Below are 17941 nucleotides of genomic sequence, written 5' to 3' on the forward strand. Positions count from 1 at the left end.
GCTGGGCCTGGAAGGCGCGGTCAACCTGCTGCCGCTTGCCGCGGCCGTGGGCCTGGTGCTGATGAGCGGCAACTGGAAACCCGGCATCGTCTTCGACCTCTGGGGGACGCCGTTGCCGCTGCAGGCCCTGGTGCGCGATGCGGGCCTGCTCGCGGTGACGGCGGTGTCGTTGTGGATCACGCCGTCCGGCGTGCGGGAGAAGAACCGCTTCAGCTGGGCGCCCATGCAGGAGGTGGCCAAGCTCTTCATTGCCATCTTCCTGACCATGGTGCCGGTCATGGCGATGCTCAAGGCCGGCCCGGCCGGCGTGTTCGCGCCGGTGGCCAGCCGCCTCGATTCGCCCTGGGCCTACTTCTGGTTCACAGGCGGGCTGTCTTCGGTGCTGGACAACGCGCCGACCTATCTGGCCTTTTTCAACCTCGCCGGCGGCGACGCCCAGCGTTTGATGGGCGAGGGGGCCGCCGTGCTGGCGGCCATCTCCGGCGGCGCCGTCTTCATGGGCGCCATGACCTACATCGGCAATGCCCCCAATTTCATGGTCAAGGCCATCGCCGAGCAGCGGGGTGTCAAGATGCCGAGCTTCGGCGGCTATCTGCTGTGGTCCTGCGCGGTGTTGCTGCCGCTACTCTTCGTGATGGCCTGGATATGGATGAGATGAAGCCCAAAATTCTTGTTGCGCGGCGCGCGCCGGCGGAGGTGATCGAGAAGCTCTCGGCCCATTTCGACGTGGATGCGGTGCAGGGCGAGGAGCCGCTGGGCGCCGACGCACTGCGCGAGCGCCTGGCCGGCAAGGCCGGGGCGTACATCACCGGCACCGAACGCATCACGGCCGAACTGCTGGACGCCTGCCCGGACCTGAAGGCCGTCTGCACGATGAGCGTGGGCTACAACCACATCGACCTGGCTGCCTGCACGGCGCGCGGCGTGCTCGTCACCAACACGCCCGACGTATTGACCGAGTCGACGGCCGACTTCGGCTTCGCGCTGCTGATGGCCACGGCCCGGCGCATGAGCGAGGGCGAACGGCTGCTGCGCGACGGCCGCTGGAAGAGCTGGGCCTGGGACTTCCTGGCCGGCTCCGAAGTGCATGGCAGCACGCTCGCCATCCTCGGCATGGGGCGCATCGGCCAGGCCATCGCGCGCCGGGGCCGCTTCGGCTTTGGCATGAACGTGATCTATCACAACCGCTCGCGCCTGGCTGCCGAGACGGAGACCGAACTCGGCGCGCGTTATGTGGCCAAGGACGAGCTGCTGCGCCAGGCCGACCACCTCGTCCTCGTGCTGCCCTATTCGGCCGAATCGCACCACAGCATTGCCGCCGCCGAGATCGCCCTGATGAAGCCGACGGCGACGCTGATCAACGTGGCCCGCGGCGGCATCGTCGACGAGGACGCGCTGGCCGCCGCGCTGCGCGAGCAGCGCATCGCCGCCGCGGGCCTGGACGTCTTCGAGGGTGAGCCGCGGGTGAATCCGGCGCTGCTGACCCTGCCCAATGTCGTGCTGACGCCCCACATCGCCAGCGCGACCCTGCCCACCCGCATCGCGATGGCGACGTTGGCCGCCGACAATCTGGTCGCCGCGCTGACGTCGCGACCGCCCCCCACGCCGCTGAATCCCCAAGTCCTCTCCGCATGAAACGCCGCCTGCTGTACCTGCTCCCCCTGCTGCCCGCCATCGCCTTCGGCCAGTCGCTGAAGAACCTGGCCGCGCCGCCGCCGCCCGCGCCCGCCGTCGAGGACAAGGCGCCGCGCGACCCCAACAAGTTCGCCGCCCTGTCCTTGCTGGGCGACAGCGTGCAACTTCTCAGCCTGAGTCCCGCGCGCGGCGACACGGTGCAGTCCGGCGAATGGACGTCATCGCCGGCTGGCGGCCTGGACAACGCAGTGCTGCAGGCCTTGAACGAGGCCGTCAAAGCCGTCGGCAAGGATCGCGAGGCCAAGCTCTACACGTCGACGACGCGCAGCCTGTTCGGCGACCCGGCCAACCTCTTCGTCGATGGCAAGCTCAGCCTGCCCGGCAAGCTCGGCGACGCGGTGCGCCAGAGCGGGGCCGCCAGGCTGCTGCTCGTCACCCGCAGCCGCCAGGAGCCGGCGCTTGCCGCGACGCTGCCGGCGCGTATCCTCGCCACGCTCGAGGGGCCTGGCTTCGTGCTGGACCAGCGTCCCAATGGCCAGATCGGCTTCGACGGCCAGCCCGGACTGGCGGTCTTGGCGCCCTACGTCTCCATCCGGGTCGCGCTGGTGGACCTGGGTGACCTCAAACTCAAGCGCGAGCAATCCCTGGCCGTGGCCGGTCGCCTGCCGGTGGCTGCCGACGCCGCCAACCCCTGGGCCGCGACGACGGCCGAGCAGCGCGTGAAGGCGCTGGAGGCCCTTATCGAGGCCGAACTGCCCAAGGCCGTCGCCGGCCTGGTGGCACCATGAACCTGCCGGAACTGCTGACGCTGGGCCTGCTGGCCCTGATCCTTGTCCTGCTGGTTCTGATCTGGGTCCGCCACAAGCCCCAGGTCGGCGTGGCGCCCGAGCTGCTGCAGAGCAACGAGCGGCTGGAGCGCGAGCTGCGCGACGAGTTGGGCCGCAGCGCGAGCAGTACGCGCCAGGAGCTGCTGCAGGGGCTGGCCCAGTTCCAGCAGGTGCTGACGCAGGGCCTGCAGGGCAGCAACCAGTCGCTGGCCCAGCAGGCGCTGGCCGCGCGCGAGGCGCAGGACGCCGCGGCGCTGCGCAGCGCGCAGGCGCAGGCCGAGTCCATGCAGCGCCTGAACGACGCCATGCGCGAGCAGTTGCAGGCGCTCTCCAAGACCAACGACCAGCGCCTGGCGGAACTGCGCCTGACGGTGGAACAACGCCTGACCAGCATCCAGCAGGACAACGAGAAGAAGCTCGAGCAGATGCGCGCCACGGTCGACGAGAAGCTGCACGCGACGCTGGAGCAGCGCTTGGGCGAGAGCTTCAAGCAGGTGGCCGAGCGCCTGGAACAGGTGCACAAGGGCCTCGGAGAGATGCAGAACCTGGCGCGCGACGTTGGCTCGCTGAATCGGGTGCTGACCAACGTCAAGACGCGCGGCGTGTTCGGTGAGGTGCAATTGGCGGGCCTGCTGGAGCAGGTCTTCACGCCTGAGCAGTACGCTGCCAACGTTGCGACGCTGCCGGGCTCGTCGGAGCGGGTGGAGTTCGCGATTTCGCTGCCGGGTCAGCGTGACGACGGCAAGCCGCTGTGGCTGCCCATCGACGCCAAATTCCCGCGCGAGGACTACGAGCGCTTGCTGGATGCACAGGAGCGGGGCGACCCCGCTGCGGCCGAGGCGTCGGCCAAGGCGATCGAGAACCGCTTGCGGCTCGAGGCCCGCACGATCCGCGAAAAATACATCGCCCCGCCGCACACCACCGACTTCGGCATCCTCTTCGTGCCCACCGAGGGCTTGTATGCCGAGGCCCTGCGACGTCCCGGTCTGGTGGAAGGCCTGCAGCGTGAGTTCAAGGTGATGCTCTGTGGCCCCACCACATTGCTGGCCACGCTGACCAGCCTGCAGATGGGCTTTCGCACGCTGGCGCTGGAGAAGCGCTCTGCCGAGGTGTGGGAGGTGCTGGGCGCCGTCAAGACGGAGTTCGGCAAGTTCGGTGACGTGCTGGCCAAGGCCAAGAAGAAGCTGGAGGAGGCCGGCAACACGCTGGACGCCGCGGAGGTGCGCACGCGTGCGATGACGCGCAAGCTCAAGGGCGTGGAGGCGCTGCCGGACGACGCCGCACAGCGCATGCTGCAACTGGGCCTCGGCGAGGACGCCGAGTGAGCCCTGGCCCCGAAGCGGCGGTGGCGCACCAGAACCTGCGCCATGCCTTCGTGTGGCTGGTCGCCACGATGATCTGCGTGCATGCCTGCATGGCGACCACGCGCGTCACCGCCAGCCTGTGGGTGCTGAACCAGGGCTACGGCGAGGCCTCGGTGGGCATGCTGCTCAGTCTCTTCGCGGTGGCGCCCATCGTGCTGTCGCTGTGGGCCGGGCGGTTGGCCGATCGGCATGGCTTTCACCGCCCGGTGGGCGTGGGCGTGGCACTCGCCTTCGCGGGTGCGCTGCTGGCGCTGGCGGTGCAGCAACTCTGGGCCATTGCGCTGGGCTGTCTGCTGTGCGGCGGCGCCGTTGCCGTGGCGGCCGTGGCCATGCAGCGCGAAGCCGGGCTGATGGCCGAGGAGCCCGGCGAGCTCAAGAAGATCTTCAGCTGGATGGCGCTGGGGCCGGCGTTGTCCAACGCCGTCTCGCCCATCATCGCTGGCCTGCTGATCGACCACATCGGCATGACCGCTGCGTTCGCCTTCGCGACGGCGCTGCCGGTGCTGGCCTGGGTGCTGGGCCGCAAGGTGCCGCGCAACCCGCCCAAGGTCCACTCGCAGAGCTTTCGCGACCGTGCCGCCTGGGACTTGTTTCGCCTGCCCGTCTATCGGCGCCTTTTGGTGGTGAACCTGGCCCTGTCGGCCGGCTGGGATGCGCACACCTTCGTCGTCCCCGTCGTGGGCCATGCGCGCGGCCTGTCGGCGGCCAGCATCGGGCTGGTGCTGGGCAGCTTTGCGGTGGCGGCCACCGTCGTGCGTCTGGCCATCGTGCGCTTCGCCGACGACATCGACGAGGGCCGCGCGCTGCGCGCCGCAATGACGGTCGCGACGCTGACCTTCTTTGCCTATGCCTGGCTGCCGGGTACCTTGGGCCTCATCTGCGGCTCGGCCTTGCTCGGCACGGCCCTGGGCTCCGTGCAGCCCATGATCCTGGCGATGCTTCACCGTGCGACGCCGCCCGAGCGCCACGGCCAGGCGCTGGGCCTGCGCATGCTGACGTTGAACGGCGCCACCGTGGCCATGCCGGCCGGCTTTGGCATGCTGGCCGTCGCCACGGCCACGGCGGCGCCGATGTGGCTGATGGGCTCGGTGCTGCTCGCTGCGCAGTGGCCCGCGCGCAAGCTGTAGTCCCCTCGTCCAAGGCGCATCTCGGCGGGGCTCCCGGGCGGGCGGCAAGGCTTGCGGCATCGAGCTGCAAGCCCCGCGCCAACGTGGGTCGGCCTGGGCCGGGCCTGGCGCTCGGCCCGACAGCGCGCCCCACGGCCTGAGGCGAGCGCAGGAAAACGCGGTAGCGGGCTCACGTCCCATCCGTTCTACTGGCGTGACTGGAGGCCCTGGATGCACGCCCTGGTCGTCGGCGTTGGAGCGCCGGGTTGAGAGCCCGCCTTGGTTATGCCCTGGTCGTGCTGGCCGCCGTGCTGGTGGGGCTGGCCATGGCTTTCTTGCGGACCGACGTGCCGGCCCTGGAGCGGCCTGACCACTGGCTGCAAGACTGGCAGACGGCATGGCGAGGCCCGCTGGCGCCGGGCCGAGAGCTGCCGCTGCTGCTGGTGCGCGTGGACGATTCGACGCTGGAGGCACTCGGCGGACGCGTCCCCGACCGCGCTGAGATCGCTCGCGCGGTGCAGGCGCTGCATGCCGGCGGCGTGCGGGCCGTGGCGCTGGACATCCTGCTGCTGCCCGGCGGCGGCACCGCCGAAGGGAGCGCCGCCCTGGCCGCGGCGATGAAGGCCTGTGCCTGCACCCTGATTCCCTTCTCCCTGCCCGATGACGGGGAGGGAGATGCGGAGGCGCTCGCGTCCGTGCAGGCTCAAGCCCTGCCGCGCTATGACGGCGCTGCGGCGCTGGCGCGCAGCGAGGCCTTCTACCGGCCCCGCCGCCTCGTCGCCCCCGAAGCCGGGCTGGCGCAGAGCGCTGCGGGCCTGGGTCACATCAGCGCCAAGCCCGGCAGCGATGGCAGCCTGCGCCGCGACTTGCCCGTGCTGCGCCTGGGCGACAAGGTCTACCCCTCGTTGCCGCTGCGGCTGGCCGCCTTCGTGCGAGGCGCCGACTGGGGGCGGGCGCATGCCCGCTTCGGCGCCGAGGTCAGCGTGGGCGATGCGCTGCGCCTGCCGCTGGATGAGCTGTCGCGCATCGGCGTGAACTACTACGGCCGCAGTGGCAGTTTCGACGGCGTGGGCTTCGCCGAGCTGCTCGCCGGCCGTGTGGATCCGGCCCGGCTGCACGGCCGCATCGCCGTGCTGGGCGTGTCGGCCCTGGCTGCGGGCGACCACGTGCCATCTCCCTTCGATGCTCGTCTGCCCGGCATGGAGCGCATCGCCACCGTCACCGACAACCTGCTGACCGGACGCAGCCTCGTGAACCCGGCCTGGGGCGGTGCGGTCGAGCTCGCGGCCGTGGTGCTGCTGCCTCTGGCGGCGGTGCTGCTGCTCGCCTGGCGGCCGCTGGGCACGGCGTTGCTGCTCATCGGCTTGGGCGTGCTGATGCTGCTGGCCGCCGCGCAATGGGCATTCGAGCGCCACTACCTCGTCTTCTCACTGGCGCCGCCGCTGCTGGCCCTGCTCATGGCGACGCTGGGGGGCAGCGCGCTGCGTGCCGGCGCCGAGCAGAGCCAGCGCCGCGACGCAGCCCGGCGCCTGGCCGCCAGCGAGCAGCGCTATGCGCTCGCGGCCCAAGGCGCCAACGACGGCCTGTGGGATTGGGACCTGACGGCCAACGAAGACGGGGGCGAGGTCTACTACTCGCCGCGCTGGCTGGCGCTGATGGGCCTGTCTGCCGCTGAGGCCGGCCACACCATCCGGGCCTGGACGTTGCCGTTGGAGCCCGCCGCCCGCAGCGCCTTCGAGACCGAGCTTCAGGCCCACCTCGACGGGCGCAGCCTGCAGTTCCACCACGTGCTGCATTTCAATCAGGGTGGCCAGGAGCGATGGCTGCTGGCGCGGGGCCTGGCGGTTCGCGATCGTGAAGGCCCGGGCGGCCGGCCCGTGCGCATGGCCGGGTCGCTGACCGACATCTCCGAAAGCCAGCGCCTGCAGCGCCAGATCAGCTTCGACGCGTTGCACGACCGCCTCACGGGGCTGGCCAACCGCGTGCTGTTCCGCGAGCAGCTGACGCAGCTGCTTACCGGGCTGCCGGCACCGGAGACCGGCTTGCTGTTGCTGGGACTGGACGGGTTTCGAGCGCTCAACGAGAGCCATGGCCCGGTGGCCGGCGACGCAGTGCTCACCGAGCTGGCCTCGCGCCTGCGCATGGCCTTCGGGGCACGTCACCTCGTGGCCCGCATCGGCCCGGACCAGTTCGCCATGCTGCTCGCCGGCGGCGACGGCGCTGCCGCCTTGGCGCGCAGCGTGCAGGCCCTGCTACAGCAACCGTTCAACGTCGTCACGCCCGCGCTGCAGCTCACGGCCGGCATCGCCTGGGCCCAGCGCCGCCACGGCCCTGCCACGGCTGACGAGTTGCTGGCTGCGGCCGAAGGGGCGCTGGCGCATGCCAAATCCAGCGGTGCCGGCCAGATGCATGAGTTTGATCCGGCCGAGCAACTCGTCGAGCAGTCGCGCCGCTGGCTGCGCGAGGCCATCGACGCGGCCCTGGTCAGCGGCGACCAGTTCCATTTGCACTACCAGCCCTTCGTGAGACTGGCGGACCGCAGCCTGCTTGGTTTCGAGGCGCTGATCCGCTGGCAGCACCCGACCAAAGGCCTCATCATGCCGGGTGACTTCATCCCTGTCGCCGAGGCCAGTGGCCAGATCCGCGCCATCGGCCGCTGGGCGCTGCTGGAGGCGGCGAGCCAGCTGCGGCGCTGGCAGCCGCTGGGGTTCGCGGGCGAGGTGGCGGTGAACCTGTCAGGCGTGCAACTGGAGCGCGACATCCAACTGCTGGCCGATGCGCGTGCCACGCTGGCCGCCCTCGGTGAGGTCCCTGCGCGCCGCCTCAAGCTCGAAGTCACTGAAAGCATGGCCATGGCCAACCCGCAGCGCAGCGCCGAGGTGCTGCAGGAGCTGGCGCGCATGGGCTTCAAGCTCAGCATCGACGACTTCGGCACCGGCTACTCGTCGCTGGCCTACCTGCACCGCTTCCCTTTCGACGCGTTGAAGGTGGACCGCAGCTTCGTCATCCGCCTGGGCCAGGGCCGCGAGGCCCAGGAGATCGTCCGCACCATCGCCGGGCTGGCCCTTGCGCTGGGCAAGCAGACGCTGGCCGAAGGCGTCGAGGATGAAAAGCAGGCCGCGTTGCTGGCGCAGCTGGGCGTGCAGGTGGGACAGGGGTGGCTGTTCGCGAAGGCGCTGCCGGAGTCGGAGGCGAGCGAGGCGATACGGAATGCGCCGTGGCGGCGCTAGGGGCTTGGATCGCGGCGGACTGACGCGGTGAGGCGCAAGGAGGTCGGCAGGCGCATGGACGCGCAGCGTCGCAGCCCCCCTTGCGCTGCCTGGCGTGTGCGCCGCAGACCACCGCCATCGGCGGGGATCGCCGCCTTGTTCCACCTTTGACACCCAGCGGTCTATCCGATCGGTGGCACATTGGGGGGACAGTCGGCGCTTCCCGAACCGGTGTCACGAGCCTGGCACCGCGGGAACCGTGCGGCTCGAGGTCATGAGGCGCTTGTCCCTAAGGAGGAATGATGTTTGATCACTTCGGCTTCGGAGTTACCAACCTTGCGCAGAGCAAGGCGTTCTTTCTCAGCGCGCTTGAACCGCTGGGGGTCTCGATAGCCATGGAGGGACCCTATGGCGTCGGCCTGGGTCGCAACGGCAAACCCTCGATGTGGCTTTCCGAAACGAAGGAAGTTCCGGCCCACCTGCACATCGCCATAGCAGCCGATTCCCGTGCCGAGGTGGATGCCTTCTACAAAGCCGCCCTGGCCGCAGGTGGCAAGGACAACGGAGCCCCCGGTTTGAGGCCGCACTACCATGCGGACTACTACGGGGCTTTCGTCAGCGGTCCCGATGGGCACAACATCGAGGCGGTCTGTCACAAGCCCGCGTTGTAGGACCCCGTGCACACGCCTTCGGCGTGTCCCGGGGACATGCCGAAGGTGGTCACCGCAGCGAACACCTCAACGCTTGGGCTTCGGCTCCGCTGTGGTCCGTGCGAGATTGCGAGCATCCGCCTCGCAACGCATGAACAGCCTTCGGCATCGCCCACGGCACGATTTCAATCCCGCCGTTCGAACCACCTCGACTTCAGCAGTGCCGCCGCATCGCCCTCGCTGACGTAGAGCGTGGGTTGCCCGGCGTCGAACTCGTACAGCCGCCCGCTCGCTACCCCGCGCACGACGACCGGTGCGCTGGCCCGGTAGTGCACCAGCACGCGCCGCTCGCTCGGCGCGGCGGCCGGCCGGGGCTCGGTGGGCTTGGTGGCTTGGCGCAACGCGGCGCGGCCTTGTCCGCAACATCCCATGATTCATTCCTCCTGGTGGTGGCGCGGGGCGCGGGCGTCCAGCCCGGCCTCGAGGAGACAGACAGCACCTGACAGCGCCAGCGTGCCGAGCGCCCAGCCGAGGAGGTCGGTCGCCAGCAGCGGGGCCAGCGGCAAGGCCACCCACAGCGACACGCAGTAGGGGCAGTCCATCAGCTGGCCCCAGGCGCTGTTGCCGAGTTGCAGGCGCAGCTTGAGCACGAGGCCGAAGGGGCCGTCCTCGGCGGCCAGCAGATGGGTCAGCCGCCAGGCTGCGAGCACGGCCAGTGCCAGGCGCGGCCAGAAGCCGAGGTCGTCCAGAGTCACACAGGCTCCGGCCCGTTGATGATCTTGATCGGGAACAGCACCCAGCCCGAGTAGTGCACGGTGCCTTCGTCGACGACGGTCTTGTCCCAGGCCTCGAGGATGACGTTGTAGACGCAGGCTTCGCCCGGTCCGAGCAACTGGTCTCCCGGCAGGCCCAGCGGATTGCTGGCGGCGTCCAGCACCTGCAGGTTCCAAGGCGTCAGCGTGCCGGTGGTCAGGCTTTCGGCCGGCAGCGCGGCGGCGCGGGCCGGCACGGTGTTGGTCGAGTTGATCAGCTGGACCTGCGGCGACACGGCACCCTGCTTGACGAAGCGCACCTGATAGCTGTCGAAGTTGTTGCTCGTGGGGGCGCTCAGGTCCATGCGGTCGATGTACTGGTCCCAGGCGTAGCCCCGTACATCCACGGTCTTGAACACGCCTTCGGGGGTCTGCGTGTACATGTCGGAGCAGGGCGCCTGGTTGCCGATGCCGACGATGGCCGCCTGGATGGGCTCGTTGTCGACCCAGGCGCGCTGGAGGTCGTAGTACGTGTTGCCGGCGGTATCGACGACTTGCAGCAGGACACTGAACTTGCCCGTGGCGCCCTCCTGGTTGGGTGGGTCCTGTGGCGGCAGTGTGCCGCTGTTGAAGGGGCTCGGCGCCAACGAGGGCACGTTCCAGCACGTGCAGAAGTTGGTGGAGTCGATGTGCACGCAGATGCATTCGCTGCGCGCGCTCCACACGTTGGTGAGGACGCTGGGCGTGGGGTCGCCGTCCAGCACGTTGCTGCTGCGCACCTGGTCGGCCGTGTAGTTGATCGGCGGGCCGCTGGGTTGGGCAATGCTCATCGGGTTGAACTCGATGTGGGTGACGAGGCGCCAGTCCCCGCCGGGAACGATGCTGGTGAAGGGCGCGGGCTGGGGCTCGCTGAACGTCGGGTCGGGGATGGCCCAGATCGTGTACTCGCGGATCTTCTCGCCCAGGCAGCCGTAGACATTTGCCGTACCGCGCACGTGCATGCCGCCGCCGATGGTGGACAGCATTGCCAAGGCGCTGTCGGCGGCCCGCAGCGGTTCGCTGGGGTTGGTGTAGTCCACCGACCAGGGCGCGCTGAGGCGCTTGATGTAGACCTCGTTGACCGACAGCGCGAAGCTGCCTGTGCAGGGTGGCTGCAGCTCGGCGCCGTTGGCCGCGAAGACCCGCAGCGTCAGCGTGAAGGTGTTGGAGGTCAGCAGCTCGATGCCGGCGTCGACCGCGCACTTGCGCGTGTCCACCCAGCCCAGCGTGCCGCCCGACACCGAGAAGTTGCCTTGGGTGGCTGCCACGTCTGGCTGAGCGAAGTTGTTGGGGTAGACGATGGCGCCCGCGAGCAGGCTGCCGCCAGGGCTGCGCACTTCGATGACGTAGTGGCCGAAGTTGCTGCCCTCGGCGTCGCCGTGCAGGGGTTCAAGGATGCGACCGGGCAGGATGTCGGTTTCGCCGCGCACGCAGCCGGCAGGGCCGGTCAGCGCGCAATGCAGTGGACGCTGGCAGCGGCGCAGGCAGGCGCGGTAGCTGCGCAGGCAACGGAACACGTCGCGCAGGTTGCGCGCGCGCGCCAGGCAGCAGCCGAACCGGATGGCGCACAGGCACCAGCAGCGGCAGAACCAGAAGAAGGGGTCGGCGCGGTGCTTGGCGATGAGCTCGCGGCCCATCAGCGCGGCGGCGGTGTCGGTGCTCAGCAGGCGCTCGAGGATGCGGGTGTTGGCGTCGCCGTCCTCGAAGCAGTCGACCTGGCCGGCCAGCACCTGCTCGGGCAGGCCTTGTGCGAACTCGACATTGGCGAGCTGGTCATCCAGGTAGGGCTTGTAGGCCTCGGCGAGGGCCTTGACGAGCTGGCTGAAGTCCGCCCGCTCGGCAACCGTGGGCGGGCTGGCGACGGGCGCGCCCAGCACCTCGCGCACGCAGCGCCAGTAGCGATAGAGGTAATAGCTGGAGCCGCGGAAGGAGCGTGGCCCGCGGCACATCAGCCAGCCGAAGACGATGCAGCAGCGCAGGTGCAGCAGGCACCAGCGCCAGCGCTCGACCGGACCGAGCTGTTCGCGCACCTCGACAGGCAGCAGGCGCTGCGCGACGTCTTCCTGGCTGAAGCGTTCGAACAGCGCGAAGGCCTGCGTGAATTCGTCCTCGCAGCTGGGCGGGTTGGCGAGGGCGTCCTTGATGAGGGCGTCAGATGACTCGGCGCGCCGGAGGTCGGCTTCCAGCACGGGCTTGTAAGCGGCGAGCAACTCGTCCAGCACGGCGTGGAAGTCATCGTCCAGCGGTTCGTCGTCGTCGGCCATGAGGGGCAGCAGATCGGCCTTTGGGAGGGCTGCGGTGGGAGCGGGGCGGGTCGGTTTGGGCGTGGTGGCCATGGTTTGCCTCCTTGAACGGGCGTGGCGAGGGCGGGCGCCGCAGTGGCTGCGGGCGCTCGGCGGGGAACGGCAGCAAGGGCTCGAGGCGCCTCGTGTCAAAGCTAGGCGGGGCGCGGGACGGGCGTCTCCCTAGGGCAGGCAGGGCATATTCACCAGTGCACGGGCCGCCGCCGGCCTAAGCGTTACAACCCTTGCATTCGGGCCCTGCCGTCGCGGCTCTAGGGGACCAGCCGAGGTGCAATGGCGGCATAAACTCGTTTCGCATGGCGCTGCATCCGCGGGATGCTGCGCCTTCTTCACGACCGGAGAACTGGATGACCGCGGCCAAAACCCGTTCGGCGAGTGGCGTGCCGGGACTGGACGAGGTCCTGCACGGCGGTCTGATCGCCGGGCAGCTGTACCTGATCGACGGCGCGCCAGGCGCCGGCAAGACGACGCTGGCGCTGCAGTACCTGATGCAGGGCGTACGCGACGGCGAACATGTGCTGTACGTGACGTTGGGTGAGACGGCGGGGGAGCTGCGCGCCGGGGCCGCCTCGCATGGCTGGACGCTGGAAGGTGTCGAGATCGTCGAGCTCGTCGTGGACGAGGGCCAGTTGCTGGGCGACTCCGAGCTGACGATGTACCACCCGTCGGAAGTGGAACTCAACGACACGACCCGCCGCATCCTTGATGCGGTGGAGCGCTACCGGCCTCACCGCATGGTGCTCGATTCGCTGTCCGAGCTGCGCCTGCTGGCGCAGACGTCGTTGCGGTACCGCCGCCAGATCCTGGCGCTGAAGCAGTTCTTCATCGGGCGCGGCTGTACGGTGCTCTTGCTGGACGACCGCTCGGGGGAGGGCATCGACACCCAGGTGCACAGCATCGCGCACGGCGTCATCGCGCTGGAGCGTACGGTGCCGGCCTACGGCCCTGCGGTGCGCCAGTTGCACGTCACCAAGTTCCGCGGCAGCGACTTCATCAGCGGGCGTCAGGACCTGGTCTTGCGCCAGGGCGGGCTGAAGGTGTTCGCGCGCCTGACGCCCAGCGATCACGGCGTAGCCTTTGACCGCGCCGTGGTGCCCAGTGGCGTGCCGGCGATGGACGCCCTGCTGGGGGGCGGCACCGAGCGTGGCACGGCCACGCTGCTCGTCGGTCCCGCCGGATCGGGCAAGTCCACCATCGCCGCACAGTACGCGGTAGCGGCTGCGCGGCGCGGCGCGCATGCCGTCATCTTCACCTTCGAGGAGGCGCGTACGCTGCTGCTTGACCGGCTGCGGGCACTGGGACTGCACGTCGAGGAGGGGTGCGGGCCGGGCAAGCTGGAGGTGCGCCAGATCGATCCCGCCGAGGTGCTGCCAAGCCAGTTTGCCAACCTCGTTCGCGAGGCGGTCGAGCTGGCCGGCGCGAGCGTCGTCGTCATCGACAGTCTCAACGGCTACCTGAACGCGATGCCGGAGTCGCGCGCGCTGACCATCCAACTGCATGAGCTGCTCAGCTATCTGGGCAACCATGGCGTGGCCACGTTTCTCGTGGCCGCGCAATCCAGCATGCCGGGCGCTGGCATCCGCAGCGTCGTCGACGCCAGCTACCTGGCCGACGCCGTCGTGCTGTTCAGGATGTACGAGCATGCGGGTGCGGTGCGCAAGGCGATATCCGTGGTCAAGAAGCGCAGCGGACGCCACGAGGACACCATCCGTCAGCTCTGGTTCGACGCGCAGGGTGTCCATCTCGGCCCGCCGCTGGCGCATCTGCGCGGCGTACTGACGGGTGTGCCCGTGGAGGTCGAGACGCCCCCCCACTCCAAGGCTGGGCCCGGGGATGCTCAAGCTGGATGAGCCGGGCGGCTCCTACAGCGAGCGGGTCGTCGTGCTGGCGCCGACGTCACGCGACGGCCAGGTCACGCATAAGCTGCTGCGCGAGGCAGGTGTCGAGGCTGTCATAGCCGAGGGCTGGCGCCATGCCGAAGAGCTGATGCGCGACGGCGCCGGGGCCTTGATGATCACCGACCTCGCCTTCACCGACCCGGGATTCGCGGTGCTGCTCAACGTGCTGGAGAGGCAGTCGCCGTGGTCCAACCTGCCGGTGCTGGCGCTGTGCCGCGCGGGCACGCAGGCACCCGCGCTGCGCGAGGCCCGGCTGCGCAACCTCACCACGCTGGACCGCCCGACGTCGACACGCGTGATGATCAGCGCGGTGCGCACGGCGCTGCGCGGGCGACGCTGGCAATACCAGATCCGCGACCAGATCGACTCCCTGCTGCGTGCTGACATCTCGTTGCGCCAGGCCGACCAGCGCAAGGACGAGTTCCTCGCCACGCTGGCGCACGAACTGCGCAACCCGCTCGCGCCCATCCGCACGGGGCTGCAGCTGTTGTCGCGCCCGGGGCAGGACGAGGCCCAGCTCAAAGGCGTCACCGAAATGATGGGTCGGCAGATGAGCCAGTTGCTGCGCCTCATCGACGATCTGCTGGAGGTGTCTCGCATCACCACCGGCAAGCTGGTGCTGCAGCGCGAGACGCTGGACATGCGGCGTGTCGTTGAGATGGCGCTGGAGGCCTGCCAGCCGCTGATCGAGCGTGGCAGCCACCATCTGACGGTGACGCTGCCTGACGAGGCGCTCTGCGTGGACGGCGACCTCACGCGGCTGGCGCAGTCGCTGAGCAATCTGCTGAACAACGCCGCGAAGTACACGCCCGACGGGGGGCGGATCGCCGTCACGCTGGCCCGCGCGGGCCAGCAGGCCGTGCTGACTGTGCGCGACAGCGGCGTGGGCCTGCCGCAGGAGATGATCGCGCGCGTCTTCGACATGTTTGCGCAGGTGAACCAGTCACTGGAGCGCGCCCAGGGCGGATTGGGCATCGGCCTGGCCCTGGTCAGGAGCCTGGTGACGATGCATGGCGGACGGGTCAGTGCCGAGAGCGCGGGGCCCGGCCTGGGCAGCAGCTTCACGATGGAGCTACCGCTGGCGGCGCGGGACTCCGAGCCGGCGCCGCTGCAGGACGAGGCCGCGCCAGCTGCGGCGCCGGCCGTGCGGATCCTTGTCGTCGATGACAACGACGACGCCGCCAGCTCGCTGGCCATGTTGCTGGCGCTGTCGGGTCACGAAGTCGAAGTCGAGAACAGCGGCCAGGCAGGCCTGCACCGTGCCGCGACTTTCCTGCCCCAGGCCGTGTTCTGCGACGTCGGCATGCCGGGCATGGACGGGCACGAGTTCGCCGCCCGGTTGCGGCAGGACCCGCGCTTCGCCTCGACGCTGCTGGTGGCGCTGACGGGTTGGGGTTCGGAGGAGGACAAGAAGCGGTCGCGCGCCGCCGGCTTCGACGAGCACCTGACCAAGCCGGCCAGCGTGGCCGCCGTGGCGGCACTGCTGGCGCGCCTGTAGCTCCCGGTTGGGATCTGACCAACGGGCCGCCGGTGGAAACCGCGCAGAATGCCTCTGTCCCGAGAACAGATCCACGGTGGAGACAGACTGAATGAGGATGACCCTGAACGGATGGCGGCCGGTTGGCCCTCTGGTGGCGGCCTTGCTGTGCCTGACGCTGGGCGCGGCGCAGGCGCAGCTGGCGCCCAAACCGGCAAGCCGGCCCGCGGCGAAGCCCGCGATCGCCACGCCAGCCGCATCGACCGCACCGGCGGCGCCGGCCGTGACGCTCCCGGCGCTGGTGCGCGAGCTGGGCGGCATCGAGGAGTACCGCCTACCCAACGGCCTGCAGATCCTGCTCTTCCCGGATACGACGCAGACCACGACCACCGTCAACATCACCTACCGCGTCGGCAGCCGCCACGAGGCACCGGGTGAGTACGGCATGGCGCACCTGCTGGAGCACATGCTGTTCAAGGGCACGCAGCGCCAGAAGGACATCCCGGGCGCCATGGCCCAGCGCGGCGTGCGCTTCAACGGCACGACAACGGTGGATCGCACTAACTACTTTGCAAGCTTCAACGCGAACACGGACACGCTGGCCTTCCTGCTTGACCTGGAGGCCGATCGCATGCTGGAAAGCCGCGTCGCCAAGGCAGACCTCGACACCGAGATGACGGTGGTGCGCAACGAGTTCGAGCGCGGCGAGAACCAGCCCTTCGCCGTGCTCAGCCAGCGCGTCAACGCGGCGGCCTTCGCCTGGCATCCCTACGGCCACGCGACCATCGGCCCCAGGAGCGACATCGAGAATGTGCCCATCGAGAAGCTGCAGGCCTTCTACAGGCGCTACTACCGGCCCGACAACGCGACGCTGCTGATTGCTGGCGCCTTCGACAAGGCCGCCACGCTGGCGCTGATCGGTCGGCACTTCGGTGCCCTAGCCAGCCCCGCCGCGCCGCTGCCTCAGCCCTACACGGTCGAGCCGGCCCAGGACGGCGAGCGTACGGTCGTCGTGCGCCGGGTCGGCGGCCAGCCCATCCTGCTGGCCAACTACCACGTGCCGGCCATCACCCACCCTGACACGCCGGCCCTCATCGTCTACGGCCTGCTGATGAGCTTGCAGCCCAGCGGCCAGCTCTACAAGCAGCTGGTCGAGCCCAAGCTCGCCATGGCGGCCGGCATCGGCGGCGTGGGCGGCGCAGATCCCAACCTGAGCAGCGCCTATGCGGTACTGCCACCGGATGCCGACGTGGCCAAGGTCGAGACCTTGCTGCTGGATCTGGCCGAGGGCCGCACGGCCCAGCCTTTCGACGAGAGCGAGCTGGCGCGCGTGCGCGACATCGCCGTCAACAGCTACCGCCAGCAGATGAAGAGCCCCGAGGCGCTGATCCAGCAGATTTCCGGCCTCATCGCGGCGGGCGACTGGCGACTTCTGTTCCAGCTGATGGAGGACATCCCCAAGGTCACGCTGGCCGACGTGCAGCGCGTGCGCGCCGCCTATTTCCGGCCAGCCAACCGTACGCTGGGACGCTACCTGCCGGCCAGTGGCGTGGAGCGCGTGGAGATCCCGGCCGCACCGCCGTTGGCGCAACGCCTGGCGGAACTCAAGGCGCCGCCCAAGGTGGAGGAGGGCGAGCAGCTCGACCCCGTTCCCGCCGTGCTCGAGACGCGCACGGGCCGCGCCGTGCTGCCCAGCGGCATCTCGCTGCACACGCTGAGGAAGCAGACGCGCGGCAATACGGTCGTGCTGCTGATGCAGCTGCGCTGGGGCGAGCGCGACGCCACGTTTGCGCGCAACGGCACCGGACTCATCGGCCGGTTGATGGACGAGGGCAGCGCCGGCTACACCCGGCAGCAACTCCAGGACGCGCTCATCAAGCTGCGCGCCAGCTTCAACGTCACGAGCTACGACCAGGGTGCGACCGTCTTCGTCAGTGCCGAGCGCGACACGCTGCTGCCGGCCCTGCGCGTGGCGGCCGACGCGCTGCGCCGGCCGCAGCTGCCCCAGGGCGCCTTCGATCGCGAGCTCAAGGCGGCCATCGCCGGCATCGAGGCCTCGCGCCAGGAGCCTGGCGTGCTACGCCAGGAGGCCGCCCGTGCCCACTACAACCAGGCGCGCGGCGTGAGCCTGGGCCACCCGGACTATGTGATGGGCGTGGATGAGCGAATCGCCAACCTGAAGGCGACGACGCTGGACGACGTGAAGCGCTTCTACGCCGACTACTGGAGCGCGAACGAAACTCAGGTCAGCGTCGTCGGTGCGTTGCCCGAGGGGCTGGATGCCGAGGTGGAGCGGCTTTTCGGTGACTGGAAGAAGCCGGCGGCCCCGAAGTTCGTGCGCCACATCCCGCAGCTCGTCGCCGTGCCGCCGGCGCGCTTCGACGCCATCGCCCGCGACAAGGCCAACGCCATCGTGCGCCTGCACCAGGCGCTGCCGCTGAACGCGGAAGACCCCGACTACCCGGCCCTGGAGCTGGCCGTGCACATCTTCGGCGGCGGAGGGCTGGAGAGCCGCCTGTCCGAACGTGTGCGCCAGAAGGAAGGGCTGACCTACGGCATTGGTGCCGCGCTCAGCGCGGGCTTCTGGGGTAACGCCGGCAGCTTTGCCATCCAGGCCAGCTATGCACCCGACAAGCGCGACCGCGTCATCGCGGTCGTGCAGGAGGAGGTGGCGCGCATGG

The 17941-nt window shown here is 69.7% G+C and carries 13 protein-coding genes; 10 read left to right on the forward strand and 3 right to left on the reverse strand.

The window, feature by feature from the left end; all coding sequences use genetic code 11:
• The 7 genes from VGF12_RS00690 to VGF12_RS00720 form a co-directional block, all read left to right on the forward strand.
• Positions 1–658, forward strand: a 658-nt coding sequence (locus tag VGF12_RS00690) for a sodium:proton antiporter (RefSeq protein WP_331174123.1), incomplete at its 5' end; no start/stop codon positions are given.
• Complete coding sequence (locus tag VGF12_RS00695) at positions 655–1635, forward strand: D-glycerate dehydrogenase (RefSeq protein ID WP_331174124.1); 981 nt, start codon at positions 655–657, stop codon at positions 1633–1635. The genes VGF12_RS00690 and VGF12_RS00695, both read left to right, overlap by 4 nt.
• Positions 1632–2423, forward strand: coding sequence for a hypothetical protein (locus tag VGF12_RS00700; RefSeq protein ID WP_331174125.1), 792 nt, complete (start codon positions 1632–1634; stop codon positions 2421–2423). Before VGF12_RS00695 ends, VGF12_RS00700 begins: the two co-directional genes overlap by 4 nt.
• Positions 2420–3787 (forward strand): DNA recombination protein RmuC, encoded by a 1368-nt coding sequence (locus tag VGF12_RS00705; protein WP_331174126.1) that lies wholly within the window; start codon positions 2420–2422, stop codon positions 3785–3787. Before VGF12_RS00700 ends, VGF12_RS00705 begins: the two co-directional genes overlap by 4 nt.
• Positions 3784–4953, forward strand: coding sequence for an MFS transporter (locus VGF12_RS00710; protein WP_331174127.1), 1170 nt, complete (start codon positions 3784–3786; stop codon positions 4951–4953). Before VGF12_RS00705 ends, VGF12_RS00710 begins: the two co-directional genes overlap by 4 nt.
• Positions 4954–5198: 245 nt before the next feature.
• On the forward strand, positions 5199–8162 hold the full coding sequence (locus VGF12_RS00715) for an EAL domain-containing protein (RefSeq protein ID WP_331174128.1): 2964 nt from the start codon (positions 5199–5201) through the stop codon (positions 8160–8162).
• A 281-nt stretch (positions 8163–8443) separates the two neighbouring features.
• Positions 8444–8812, forward strand: a complete 369-nt coding sequence (locus tag VGF12_RS00720; RefSeq protein WP_331174129.1) for a VOC family protein — start codon at positions 8444–8446, stop codon at positions 8810–8812.
• 164 nt (positions 8813–8976) lie between these two features.
• Here VGF12_RS00720 and VGF12_RS00725 read toward each other — a convergent pair whose 3' ends face one another.
• The 3 genes from VGF12_RS00725 to VGF12_RS00735 are packed head-to-tail and all read right to left on the reverse strand — an operon-like array spanning position 8977 to position 11918.
• Positions 8977–9222, reverse strand: coding sequence for a hypothetical protein (locus VGF12_RS00725; protein WP_331174130.1), 246 nt, complete (start codon positions 9220–9222; stop codon positions 8977–8979).
• A 3-nt stretch (positions 9223–9225) separates the two neighbouring features.
• On the reverse strand, positions 9226–9546 hold the full coding sequence (locus VGF12_RS00730) for a DUF1360 domain-containing protein (RefSeq protein ID WP_331174131.1): 321 nt from the start codon (positions 9544–9546) through the stop codon (positions 9226–9228).
• Entirely contained in the window at positions 9543–11918 is a 2376-nt protein-coding gene (locus tag VGF12_RS00735; protein ID WP_331174132.1) for a hypothetical protein, read from the reverse strand. Before VGF12_RS00735 ends, VGF12_RS00730 begins: the two co-directional genes overlap by 4 nt.
• 314 nt (positions 11919–12232) lie before the next feature.
• Between VGF12_RS00735 and VGF12_RS00740 the strand changes: the two genes are divergently transcribed.
• From VGF12_RS00740 to VGF12_RS00750, 3 genes are all read left to right on the forward strand, one after another.
• Entirely contained in the window at positions 12233–13735 is a 1503-nt protein-coding gene (locus VGF12_RS00740; RefSeq protein WP_331174133.1) for an ATPase domain-containing protein, read from the forward strand.
• Entirely contained in the window at positions 13719–15281 is a 1563-nt protein-coding gene (locus VGF12_RS00745) for an ATP-binding protein (RefSeq protein WP_331174134.1), read from the forward strand. Before VGF12_RS00740 ends, VGF12_RS00745 begins: the two co-directional genes overlap by 17 nt.
• Before the next feature lie 91 nt (positions 15282–15372).
• The coding region (locus tag VGF12_RS00750) for a pitrilysin family protein (protein WP_331174135.1) at positions 15373–17941 on the forward strand (2569 nt) is incomplete at its 3' end.

The organism is Roseateles sp. (assembly GCF_036404855.1).
GTDB lineage: Bacteria > Pseudomonadota > Gammaproteobacteria > Burkholderiales > Burkholderiaceae_C > Pelomonas.